Annotated in this window: 8 protein-coding genes; 4 read left to right on the top strand and 4 right to left on the bottom strand. The window is 62.0% G+C overall.

Annotated features, from left to right (window positions below):
- The first annotated feature begins 98 nt into the window (after positions 1 to 98).
- Positions 99 to 3,782 carry a C25 family cysteine peptidase gene (locus tag HBN54_RS15650; RefSeq protein WP_168674154.1) on the top strand — a complete coding sequence of 1,228 codons (3,684 nt, stop codon included), beginning with the start codon at positions 99 to 101 and terminating at the stop codon, positions 3,780 to 3,782.
- 97 nt (positions 3,783 to 3,879) lie between these two features.
- Here the strand turns inward: HBN54_RS15650 and HBN54_RS15645 are convergent, their stop codons facing one another.
- From HBN54_RS15645 to HBN54_RS15635, 3 genes are all read right to left on the bottom strand, one after another.
- Entirely contained in the window at positions 3,880 to 4,368 is a 489-nt protein-coding gene (locus HBN54_RS15645) for a dihydrofolate reductase (RefSeq protein WP_168674153.1), read from the bottom strand.
- Positions 4,369 to 4,549: 181 nt separating this feature from the next.
- Complete coding sequence (gene fmt / locus HBN54_RS15640; RefSeq protein WP_210428079.1) at positions 4,550 to 5,491, bottom strand: methionyl-tRNA formyltransferase; 942 nt, start codon at positions 5,489 to 5,491, stop codon at positions 4,550 to 4,552.
- A gap of 168 nt (positions 5,492 to 5,659) precedes the next feature.
- On the bottom strand, positions 5,660 to 6,895 hold the full coding sequence (locus HBN54_RS15635) for an exo-beta-N-acetylmuramidase NamZ family protein (RefSeq protein WP_168674152.1): 1,236 nt from the start codon (positions 6,893 to 6,895) through the stop codon (positions 5,660 to 5,662).
- Positions 6,896 to 7,004: 109 nt separating this feature from the next.
- Here HBN54_RS15635 and HBN54_RS15630 point away from each other — a divergent pair, with 109 nt between their 5' ends.
- Positions 7,005 to 8,228 carry an ABC transporter permease gene (locus HBN54_RS15630; protein ID WP_168674151.1) on the top strand — a complete coding sequence of 408 codons (1,224 nt, stop codon included), beginning with the start codon at positions 7,005 to 7,007 and terminating at the stop codon, positions 8,226 to 8,228.
- Positions 8,229 to 8,397: 169 nt separating this feature from the next.
- On the opposite strand, the gene HBN54_RS15625 is transcribed toward HBN54_RS15630, so the two are convergent.
- Complete coding sequence (locus tag HBN54_RS15625) at positions 8,398 to 9,084, bottom strand: peptidoglycan DD-metalloendopeptidase family protein (protein ID WP_168674150.1); 687 nt, start codon at positions 9,082 to 9,084, stop codon at positions 8,398 to 8,400.
- A gap of 197 nt (positions 9,085 to 9,281) precedes the next feature.
- On the opposite strand from HBN54_RS15625, the gene HBN54_RS15620 reads away from it, so the two are divergent.
- Positions 9,282 to 10,382 carry a ferredoxin--NADP reductase gene (locus HBN54_RS15620; protein WP_168674149.1) on the top strand — a complete coding sequence of 367 codons (1,101 nt, stop codon included), beginning with the start codon at positions 9,282 to 9,284 and terminating at the stop codon, positions 10,380 to 10,382.
- A gap of 213 nt (positions 10,383 to 10,595) precedes the next feature.
- Positions 10,596 to 12,338 carry a M3 family oligoendopeptidase gene (locus HBN54_RS15615; protein WP_235955549.1) on the top strand — a complete coding sequence of 581 codons (1,743 nt, stop codon included), beginning with the start codon at positions 10,596 to 10,598 and terminating at the stop codon, positions 12,336 to 12,338.
- The last annotated feature ends 11 nt before the right edge of the window (positions 12,339 to 12,349 follow it).

The following is a 12,349-nucleotide window of genomic DNA, read 5'->3' as shown; positions in this document are numbered from 1 at the left end:
CCCAGGGCCGACCGCCATTGACGGGGCGTTTTTAAATCCTGAATGGAGATTTTCATGCGTAAATATCCTGTCTTAATGCCGCTGCAACAAGTCTACTGTTGCTAGGCAAGGGCATTGTGCCCAGCGAGCCGGTGCAAGGCTCATACTTCGCCCGTGGAGGGGAGTTTGGCCTTGACCTGGTACCCACCAGTTCCCGTTCCGTATCGGATAACCTGCTGACGGCTGACTATTTCAACGACGATTTTGTAGCCCGACTGCACACTGGCCGCCTCACCGTGACCACTCCGCAGCAGATAATGAATTACTTGAATAAGGTAATTGACCAGGAAGTGCAGAACCTGGAACCCCTGGGGTCCCAGCCGTGGCGCAAAAACGTGCTACACCTGGTGGGAGCCAAGGATGCCGGTGAAGCAATTGAATACAAGTCTTATATGGATGAAGCGAAGGCTCGGGTCGAGCGGCCACTGTTCGGCGGGCACGTCGAAACGGAGGTCCGGAATACGCCGCTGCCAGTTGCCGTTGATATTTCGTCTCAGCTTAATGCCGGCGTTTCATTAATTTCCTATTTCGGCCACGCAGCTGCCACTTCTTTTACGTTGAATTTTGGTATGCCGTCTAGCATGCCATCTTTTACCAACTACCGCAAGTATCCATTTTTATTTCTGACCGGTTGCTTTGCTAATGCTACCTTTACCCGGGCCCCTACAGTGGTGGAAGACTGGCTGTTTGCCGACCGCAAGGGCGCACTGGGCTCGCTGGCAGAATCGGGTTTCAGCTACGCTACTCCCTTGAGTATTGCCCAGGATACGCTCTATAAGCTCCTGTTCAACGACCCGGCCTGGTACGGTAAGCCTATTACGGTAGTACACGACGAGGTGGTGCGCCGCCTGCAAAGCTCTTTCACACAGGACTACGAAAAAGAGCAGCTGCTATGCACCGGCTGGCAGGGCGACCCTACGCTAAGCCTGTACGCACCGCCACTGCCCGATTTCATTGCCAGCGCGGCCAAGCTGTCCATTGTGCCCGCTCCGGGCCAGACCGTAGTGCGGGCCGACTCGCACGACTTTGTGCTGAACGTGGGCGTAGCCAACCCCGGCAAAATTCCTACCGAGCCGTTGGAAATTCGGGTAACGCGGAAGTTCCCCGCCGCCCTAAACCGGGCTGACTCGGTGTTTAGCTTCACCCGGCGGGCCGCCTGGGGGCCCGATACTACCTACGCCCTGCCCCTGCGCAACAGCGTGGGAGCCAGCGGAAGCAGCACGTTTGTAGTGATGCTGGACCCCAACAACCGGATAGCGGAAGCCAACGAGAACAACAACTCCGCCCAAATCGACTTTACTTTTCTGAGCGGAGGCGTTTCGATACTGAACCCCACTGAGTTTGCCATTGCCGGCTCGAACCAGCCCCGGCTGGTGGTGCAATCGAACAACCTGGTGGGCGCACAGCGCGACTACGATTTCGAGATTGACACCGTGGCCACCTTCAACGGAGCCGTGCAGCGCACCACCATCACGGCGGGCCTGCTGGCGGAGTGGACGCCCACGCTGCCCGCCCGCCTGGGCCAGCGCGACAGCCTGGTGTGGTACTGGCGCGCCCGTTTCCACACCCCCGGGACCGGCGAAAGCGGTGATTGGGCCACGTCCTCGCTGCGCGTAATTCCTGGTAGCCCCGGCGGGTGGTCGCAGAGCCACTACACGCAGTTCCGGCAGGATACGCGCATCGGCGTAGAGGTGAAGGCCCCCACCAAGCGCTGGGAGTTTGCCGCCACGCGGGTGCCGCTGGTGCTGCGCACGCAGGGCGGCGGCCCGCCCCGCAGCTTGCCCAACTTCGTTTCGCTGAGCGGGGCGGGGATTTACATTCGTACGGCGGCGGGGTTGCCCTCCGTGTACGGGTGTGGCGTGCGTTCGCCCAACCTGTTGATTGCCGTGTACAACGGGGCTTCGCTGCTGCCGGTGGCCATGCCGGCCAGCTACCAGCAGTGCGGGCAGGCACCGGATAACTTCTACTACTTCTCGGTGGCCGACCCAGCTAACGGCAACACGCCGGTCGATACCCTCGACAACTTGAACTACAGCGCCGTTCGTCAGCAGCAGCTCAATGCTTTCCTGACGGATATTCCGGCGGGCTCCTACGTGGCGGTAGTATCGGCCAACCGCCTGCGTTACTCCCTGCTTCCGGCGGCCCTCAAGACCCGTCTGCAAACCCTGCTGGGCTCCCAGCTCATCGGCCGGCTGGCCGATGGAGAACCCCTGGCCGTGCTTGGCCAGAAGCTCACGGCCACTACCGGCCGCCTGGTGCATGAAATTGGTCCGGATGCCAGCAGCACCATTGCCAAAAATATTCAGACCATTGTGTTGCGTGACACCTTGCAGCTGGCCAGCTCTTCGGGCCGCATCCTTTCGACGCGCATTGGCCCGGCCAAGCAGTGGACCAATCTTTACAGCACCATTCGTAACCTCACGCCCAATGGCCAGCACACGCTGAGCGTGGTGGGCATCGACTCGCTGGGCCACGAAACGGTGGTGCTACCCAATGTGACGGCCGCCGTGCAGCCGCTGACCACCCTGGTTTCGGCCAAAGCCTATCCCTACCTGCGCCTAGAGTTGGCCCTGTCCGACGCCGTTACCCGAATTCCGCCGCAGCTGGAGCAGTGGCTTGTGACCTCGCAGGGTGTGCCCGAAGGCGTGGTGCGGCGCGACCTAGCCACTGCCGCCGACTACGACCCGGCCAAGTTTGCCCGGCAGGCTGCCGACTCGGCCTACATCAGCTTCCCGGTGAAGTTTGAGAACATCTCGGATGCTCCCTTTGCTTCGCCGCTCATCACCCGCGTCAACCTCCGCTCGACCGGTACGGGCCAGCCGATAGCCAAATCGATAGATGTGACCACGCGTACAGTGCTGCTGCCGGGCCAGACGCTGACCATCCCGGTCAAGTTTGATATGACGAATCAGTTTGGCACCTTCGTGGTGGAGGTAGTGGTGAACCCGCGCCTCCAGCGCGAGCAGAACTACGCCAACAACGAGCTGTCGCTGCCCGCCTTCACGGTAACAGACCGCAACGTGCCCCCGACCCTTGACGTGGCTTTCGATGGTCGCCACATCCTCAACGGCGAGCTAGTGTCGGCGATGCCCGTCATCAATATTCAGCTCAACGATGAGGACAAGTTCCGCCACATCACCGATGCCTCTTTCTTCACCGTGCTGCTGCAGCGCCCCGGCCAGACGGTGCCGGCCGTGTTGGATGTGAACAGCAACAGCTTCCACTTCAGCGTTGATAAAACCAACGGCAGCGTGGCCAAGCTCACCTACGAGCCCGGCAAAACCGGCCCGCTGCCCGATGGCATGTACACCCTGGAAGTGCAGGGCCGCGACGCCAGCAACACCAGCGCCGGGGCTCAGAACTTCCAGGTGAAGTTTGAAGTGGTGAATGCCTCGCAAATCTCCAACGTGTACCCATATCCCAACCCAGTGGTGAGCAAGGCCCGCTTTGTATTCACCCTGACGGGTCAGGAGCTGCCCCGCAACATGAAAATCCAGATTGTGACCCTCACGGGCAAGGTGGTGCGCGAGATTTTCATGAACGAGCTCGGCCCACTGCACATCGGCAACAACATCACCGATTTTGCCTGGGACGGCACCGACACCTACGGCGACCGCCTCGCCAACGGCACCTACCTCTACCGCGTAGCTCTCGACGACCCCGGAGCTCAGTTCGGCCACCGCGCCACGGGCGGCGACAAAGCCTTCAAAAACGACTGGGGCAAGCTTGTGCTCATGCGGTAAGTCGCAAATGAGTAACTGAGTAAGGGTGGGGTTCTGCGGTACGATTTGCGCCGCCGAATCCCACCCTTACTCATTTACTCAATTACGCAGTTACCATTTACCGCCGCCGCAGCGTCACGAAGCTGAAAGCGTAGGCGTGGCGCTCGTCGGCTTCGTGGCGCTCGCGGGTTTCCTCGCGCCACTCGGTGGGGCTGAGGACGGGGAAAAAGGCGTCGCCTTCGAAGCTGTGGTGCACTTCGGTGAGGTAGATGACATCGGCGGCGGGCAGGGCTTCGCGGTAGATTTTGCCGCCGCCAATCACGCATATTTCCTCGTCCAGCTCGCGGGCGCGGGCCAGGGCGGCGGGCACTGAGCCGGCTGTTTCGCAGCCGGGGGCGGCCCAGCCAGGCTGCCGCGTGATGACGATGTTGGGGCGCTTGGGCAGGGCGCGGCCGAGGCTGTCGTAGGTGCGGCGGCCCATCACCACGGGGTGGCCCAGGGTGAGGCGCTTGAAGTGCTGCAGGTCATCGGGCAGGTGGCCCCAGGGCAGCTCACCATCTTTCCCGATGGCATTGTTTTCGGCTACGGCCACGACGAAGGAAACCATTGGCAATGGGGGGGAAGTTAGAATTGAACGGTGTAGGGGCGGAGCGGTGCTCCGCCCGTCGCTGAAGAGAATCGTTGCAATGGAGCGGACGTAGGGGCGGAGCGGTGCTCCGCCCGTCGTTGAAGGGAATCGTTGAAATGGAGCAGACGGCGGGGCGGAGCGCCGCTCCGCCCCTACATACCTATGCCGGCAGCTTAAAGCCGCGCAGCAATTCCTGCACTGGCATCCGCTTCTTGCCCTCCAGCTGCACATCTAACAAATCAAGCCAGGCATCGGCGGCGGCCACGCGCAGGTATTTTTTGCCGTCCGAAGCCCAGGTGCCGGCCGGGGCGGCGGGGTTTTCAGCTTCAAAAGGCAGCGTGGCGGCGCGGAAAATCTTGATTATCCGGCCATCGGCCAGGGCGGCGAAGGCGGTGGGAATGGGGGAGAGGCCGCGCACCCAGTTCACTAGCTCAGCGGCGGGACGATTGAAATCAAGGCGGCCGGTTTCCTTCTGGAGCTTGGGCGCTGGGCGGAGGTCGGCGCTGTAAACCTGCGGGGTGCTGGGCGCGGTGCCGGCCGCGATGGCCTCCACCGAGCGGCGGGCCAGGGCGGCGCCCACCAGTTTGAGCTTGTCGTACACGCTGCCGAAATCGTCCTCCGGCGCGATGGCCATCTTATCCTGAAAAATGAGGTCGCCGGTATCAATCTCGTGGCGCAGGAAGAAGGACGTGACGCCCGTTTCCGTGTCGCCGTGCATCAGGGCCCAGTTGATGGGGGCCGCGCCCCGGTACTGCGGCAGCAGCGAGCCGTGAATGTTAATGGAGCCCAGCCGGGGCATGTTCCACACGGCTTCGGGCAGCATGCGGAAGGCCACCACCACCTGCAAATCGGCGGCGTAGGATTTCAGCTCGGCTTGAAAATCGGGCGATTTCAGGTTGGTGGGCTGAAGCACGGGCAGGCCGTGGGCTTCGGCGGCCTGCTTCACGGCCGAGGCCTGCAGTTGCCGTCCGCGCCCGGCCGGCCGGTCGGGGGCCGTGACGACGGCCACCACCTGCCCGCCGGGCCAGGCCAGCAGGCTTTCGAGGGTGGGCACGGCAAAATCGGGAGTGCCCATGAAAACCAGGCGCAGGGGAGTATTCATGGGGCAAAGAAAACGCCGAATGGCCGTAGCGCCACCGTAGCGCGAACTTTGTAGTTCGCGTCCCCGCGCCATTAGTATCAGTCGAACGGTGCGAGGACGCGAACTGCAAAGTTCGCGCTACTGAAAAAAAATCCGCCTCAGCATCAGAATTCTGAGTATCCGAAGTCTCTATCGCTCCGGGTAAAGCAGGTATTTCTTGCGCAGCGCCTTGAAATTGTTCAGCCCCGGCGCCCACGAGGCGCGGATTTCGGCCTCCGTCTTACCCGCGATAATCTGTTCGCGTAGGGCATTCGTGCCGGACAATTCCTCGAAATACTTTCCGAAAAAATGCGCCTTGTCGGTGCTCTGCTGATAAAAATCGAGCAGGTAGCTCAGCACCAGGCCGCCCGACGCGGCGCGGGTGGGCACACCGGCCAGGTTGAGGCCGTGGCAGGCCTGGCCCTTCAGGGGCGGGCTGGGCGAGCCGACATTGGAGGCGGGCGTGAAGGTGTAGGGCCGCGTGGCGGGCTGCGTGGGGCTGCCAATCACCTCAAACGGGGTGCTGGTGCCGCGCCCCACGCTCACGTTGGTGCCCTCAAACAGGCAGATGCTGGGGTAAAGGGCCACGGCGTGGGCCGTGGGCAGGTTGGGCGAGGGCGCAATGGGCAGGGCATAGGCCGTGGCGTGGGTATAGCCGGCCGCCAGCGGCACCACCGTGAGGGCACATTTGCGGCCCCCGGCCAGCCATTTTTCGCCGTTAATCATCGTGGCCAGCTCGCCCACCGTGAGGCCGTGGGCAATGGGCAGCGGGTCGAGGCCGACGAAGGATTTGTGGGCTGGCTCCAGGATGGGGCCGTCTACGAGGTCGGCGTTGGGGTTGGGTCGGTCGAGCACGATGACGGTTTTGCCCTGCTCGGCGGCCGCCTCCATCACGTAGTGCAGCGTGCTGATGAAGGTGTAGAACCGCGCCCCCACGTCCTGAATATCGAAGATGAGCACGTCCACGTCGGCCAGCATTTCGGGGGTGGGCTTCTTGGTTTTGCCGTACACCGAGCGCACGGGCACGCCGCTGCGGGCATCGCGGCCGTCGGTGATGGTGGCCCCGTCGGCCTCCTCGCCCCGGAAGCCGTGCTCGGGCGCGAAAATGGCCGTCACGGTCACGCCCCGCGCCCGCAGAGTGTCCACGAGGTAGGCGCGGCCCACGCGCGAGGTCTGGTTGATGACCAGGCCCACGCGCTTGCCCTGCAGCTGCGGGAGGTATTTTTCCAGACGCTCGGCCCCTACCACCGGGCGGGCGGCAACGCGGGGCGGGGGGCTCAACGTATGCGGCGCGGCTGGTGCCGCCGGGGCTGCCGGGCGGGCGGTGCCGCAGGCCGGTAAAGCCAGCAGCAGCGACAAGGTGATATTAACAGACAACCCAATCATAGACAGTGATAAAAAGGCGGAAAAAAAGAACCCGGTTTGGGACCGGCCCGGCCCGACAGGGTAGGAGCGTGGCCGGTAGCGGTTCAAAACGTAGCTTTACGGCTGAACAATGAATGTCTCCCGCTACATTTCGCAGAAGATTGACGGGGGAGCCGATTCCGGCTCCTTCACCGCGTCGGTCACAAAAATAGCCATCATCAGCATTGCCATGGGCTTGGCGGTGATGGTGGTGTCGTTTGCCATCCTGCAAGGGTTTCGCAACGAGATTCAGAATAAAATCTTCTCCTTCGGCGCGCACCTCCAGATTTCGCGCTACGACACCAACAACTCGCTCGAAGTAGCCCCCATCGCCGGCCCCAGGCTGGTGAAGCAGCTTCACGAGTTTCCCGAGGTAAAATTCACGCAACCCTACGCCGTCAAAACGGCCATCATCAAAACCAAGGACGAAGTGCTGGGCGTGGTGCTCAAAGGCATTGCCGAAACCGACGGCCTGTCGCCCATGCGCGAGAACCTGGTGGCCGGCAAGTTTCTGAGCTTTCCCGACTCTGCGGCCAGCGATGATGTGCTGATTTCGCGCAAAGTGGCCGATAAGCTGCGCCTCGCGGTGGGTGAAAAAGCGCTGTTCTACTTCATTCAGAATCCGCCCCGCATCCGGCAGTTTCGCGTCAGCGGCATCTATTCCACGGGGCTTGATGAGTTTGATGAGGTGTACGTTATCGGTGATATTCGCCAGATTCGGGAGCTGAACTCGCCGGCCTGGCCCGACTCGCTGGTGGGCGGCATGGAAGTGGTGCTCAAGGACTTCAAAACCCTCGATAAAACCGCCGACAACTTCTACGAGCGCCTGCCCTACGACCTCAAAATCGACAAAATAACGGAGCAGTACGCCCAGCTTTTCGACTGGCTGCAGCTGCTGAACCGCAACGTCATCATCTTCCTGCTCCTGATAATTTTCGTGGCCACGTTCAACATGGTGGCCACCATCTTCATCATGATTCTGGAGCGCACCAACATGATTGGCATCCTCAAAGCCCTGGGCGCGACGGACAACCAGATTCGGCGGATGTTCTTCTTCCGGGGCCTCTCGCTCACGGTGCGCGGCATGCTCATCGGCAATCTTGTGGCCGTGGGCTTCTGCGCCATTCAGTACTACTTCCACGTCATTCCCCTCGACCCCGAGAACTACTACATGGACCGCGTCCCGATTTCCTGGGACCCCAAAATGCTCATCCTGCTGAACGTGGCCACTTTCGCCGCCTCGCTGCTGGCCGTGCTGATTCCCACGTACCTGATTGCGCGGATTAAGCCGGTGGTGGCCATCAAGTTCGACTGACCACGGATTAGCTCGGATTTAAACATATTTCACGGATTTTGTAAACGACACAAAAGCTGCTGCTAATAACAAAAAGGCTGCCCAAAGGCAGCCTTTTTTGGACATGTCGTTTCCCGGATAATCGGCTACAAAATCCGTGAAATCCGTTTAAATCCGTGCCAATCCGTGGTCAGATAGACCGGCTGCGCAGTACCAGGTTCGGGTCGGGGCATAGGGCTGCCCATGCCTCGCGCTCGCTGGGCCGGGCCACGCCGGGAAAGTCGCCCACCCGGCCCTGCATATCGGCCATGAGCTGAAAGTGCAGGTGCGCCGGCCAGTCGCCATTCTCCGGAAATGGGCCGACGGTGGCAAACGCCTCGCCTTTTTGCAGGACCTGGCCCACGCGCAGCGCCTGCCACTCCTGGCGGCTGAGGTGGCCGTAGAGGCTGTAGAAAACCGTCCCTTCCAACTCGTGCTGTAGGATGACGGTGGGGCCGTAGTCGCCGAAATTATCGTTGTCGGCCAGGCTGTGGACCGTGGCGGGTAGCGGGGCCAGTACTGGCGTGCCGGCTGGCAGCCACACATCCACGCCCAGGTGCAGGGAGCGGGGCTCCTCGGCCGCGCCAGGGCCAAAATGAGTGCTGCGGCGGTAGATAACCCGGTTTTCGAGGTAGCCGCCGATGCCGATGGTGGCGTTTTTCTCGGCCAGCATATTATTGACTAAATCATCGAAGGCGGCGGTGTCGCGCAGGTCGGCGCTGGTTACTTGCGGGTTGGCGGCCGTGAAATCGAGGCGGGCGACGGCGGGGTCGTTGAGGTCGACGGGTAGCACGGGGCCAAAGCTGGCCTGGTGGCGTTGGAGCAGGGTGGAGAGCAAGCGCTGAAAGACTAAAAAACGTGAAACAACAAAGGAAAACGGCCCGTCCGCAAACCCGTAATATGGCTGGCAAGTTACCTTTGCCGACGGGCCGGTAGGAATGTTTTTATCATCCGGCCCGCATTTCTGTTACCGCCATACCGCAAACGAGCGCGCCGCCCCGTGGCCCCTCGTTCCCCATTCGCTCATCTCGCTCAATGTACCATACCCTCACCGTCGTTGCCCTCACCCAGGAAACTGTCGATTCTGTCACCATTCACCTGGAGCGGCCCGACCGGGCGCCCATCGCCAGCCGTCCCGGCCAGTTTCTGACGCTCATCGTGCCCTGCGGGCCAGGCGGCAAAAAGGAGCGCCGGGCCTACTCGCTCAGCAGCACGCCCACGGAGGCCCCGCGCCTGTCCGTGACGGTGAAGCGCGTGGTGGGCGGCCTGGTGAGCAACTATTTGCTTGATAACGTGCAAGTAGGCCAGGAAATAGAGGTAATGGAACCGCTCGGCAATTTCACCCTCAGCCCCAGTCCCAAGGCGGCCCGCTCGCTGGTGCTCATCGGGGCCGGCTCGGGCATCACGCCGCTCATGTCGATGCTGAAAGCCGTGGTAGCGGCCGAGCCCCAGAGCTACGTGCTGCTGATTTATGGCAACCGCAACGAGGAATCCGTTATTTTTCAGCAGCAGCTTGCCGACCTCGAAGCCCGTTCCAACGGCCACCTGCAGGTAGAGCACGTGTATAGCCAGCCCCTGCAGCCCATGGCGCCGCACCGCCACACCGGCCGGGTGAACCGCACCATGCTCCTGCGCATTCTGGAGCAGCGCCACCAGTTTCCGGCCGAGCAGGCCGAATACTTTATGTGTGGCCCCGAGGGCCTGATGGCCGAAGCCCAGGCCGCCCTCAGCCTGCTGAATGTGCCCGAGGCCCGCATTCGCCGCGAAAGCTTCGTGGCCAGCGCTGACAACGCTGAGCTGGCCGCCGCCCAGCCCAGCGGCCACGGCGACGTATCGGCTAGCCCCGATGATAAGATAAAGAACACCCGTACCGTTACCATTCAGTACGAAGGCAGCGAGTACCTCATCGAAGTGCCCGCCGGCAAAACCATCCTCGATACTGCGCTCGACCAGGATATTGACCTGCCGTATTCGTGCCAGGCCGGCCTTTGCACCGCCTGCCGGGGCAAGTGCCTGAGCGGCAAAGTGCACCTCGACGAGCGCGAAGGCCTCTCCGACTCGGAGCTGAAGCAGGGCTACGTGCTCACCTGCGTAGGCCACCCGATGACGGATGACGTGGTGATTGAAATAGGGTAGCCGCCTGTCGCGTTTGTCATCCTGAGCTTGCGAAGGACCTTATCACGCCTTTGCCGGTTGAATACTTTAAGCCGTTTATCAGCAATAAGGTCCTTCGCAAGCTCAGGATGACAACTGCGAGCTACTTCCAAAAAAATAGTCCGGCCCGGCTTTTGTTCCCGCAATGAAGGTTACTAGAGCCTATCCTGAATTCCGTCCTACTATACTTGTACTATGATGCTTCTTGCTGAACCTACCGCCGAGTCGGCTACCGATACCAGCCGGCCGCCCCGCCACTATTTGCCCGAGGACTTTATTGTGACCGACTGGGCCACGATTGAGCCCTTCTTCCAGGAATTGCAGGCCCGGCCGGTGCACACGCCCGCCGAGCTGGAGCGCTGGCTGCTCGACCGCTCCGAGCTGGAATCGGCGCTGAGCGAAGACCTCGCCTGGCGCTACATCCACATGACCTGCGACACGCAGGACCCGGCGCGCTCCGAAGCCTTCCAGTATTTCGTGAACGAAGTAGAGCCGCTGGTGGCTCCCTACGACCACGCCCTTAACGAAAAGATGCTGGCCTCGCCGCACCTGGCCGGGCTGGATGAAGGCCGCTACGGCGTGTTTCTGCGCTCGGTACGCCGCGCTTCGGAAATTTATCGGGCCGAAAACATTCCGCTCAAAACCGACATCAGCACCAAGCAGCAGCAGTACGCCGCCACGGTGGGGGCCATGAACGTGACCCTCGACGGCTACGACCTGACCCTACCCCAGGCCGCCGACCGCCTCAAGAACCCCGACCGCGCCGTGCGCGAAACGGCCTGGCGTGCCATTCAGGCCCGCCGCCTGCAGGACGCCAAACCCCTCGACCAGCTCTTCACCGAGCTCATCGGCCTGCGCCACCAGGTGGCGCTGAATGCCGGCTTCGCCAACTTCCGCGACTATATGTTTGCCGCCCTGGGCCGATTCGACTACACGCCGCAGGACTGCTTCAACTTCCACGCCGCTATCCGCGAAACGGTGGTGCCGCTCATCGACGACTTCGACCTGGAGCGCCGCCAGGACCTGAACCTGCCCGCCCTGCGCCCCTGGGACCTCGACGTGGACCCCAGCGGCCAGCCCCCGCTGCGCCCCTTCGGCACCGGTGCGGAGCTGCTGGAAAAGACCATCACCGTCTTCGAAACCCTCGACAGCTACCTTGGCAACTGCCTGCGCACCATGCGCCAGATGGGCCACCTCGACCTAGAAAGCCGCAAGGGCAAGGCCCCCGGCGGCTACAACTACCCGCTGGACGAAACCGGCGTGCCCTTCATCTTCATGAACGCCACGAGCAGCCTGCGCGACGTGGTAACCATGCTGCACGAAGGCGGCCACGCCGTGCACAGCTTCCTCACGCGCGGCCTGCCGCTGGGGGCCGACAAGCACCCGCCGTCCGAAGTAGCCGAGCTGGCCTCGATGAGCATGGAGCTGATGAGCATGGACCAGTGGCACGTTTTCTTCCCCAACCCCGAAGACCTGCGCCGCGCCAAGAAAACCCACCTCGAAAGCGTGCTCGAAACCTTCCCGTGGGTGGCCACCATCGACAAGTTTCAGCACTGGGTGTACGAGCATCCCACGCACACTGAAACTGAGCGCCACCAGCGTTGGGTCGAGATTTTTGACGAGTTCAACCAGCGCACCGTGGACTGGGCCGGCCTCGATGGCTACAAGCCCTACCTCTGGCAGAAGCAGCTGCACCTCTACGAAGTGCCGTTCTACTACATCGAGTACGCCATGGCGCAGCTCGGGGCCATTGCCGTGTGGCGCAACTACCGCCAGAATCCCGCCGAGGGCCTGGCTGCCTACAAGCGTGCCCTGGCGCTGGGCTACACCGCGCCTATCGGCCAGATTTACGCGGCCGCCGGCATCCGCTTCGATTTCAGCACCGAGTACCTGCGCACCCTGGCCGACTTCGTGCGCGAAGAAATGGCCGCGCTGTAATCCAGTTAGCA

It is taken from the genome of Hymenobacter artigasi, from assembly GCF_012275535.1.
Lineage (GTDB): Bacteria > Bacteroidota > Bacteroidia > Cytophagales > Hymenobacteraceae > Hymenobacter > Hymenobacter artigasi.
This window is presented reverse-complemented; position numbering and strand designations above follow the sequence as displayed.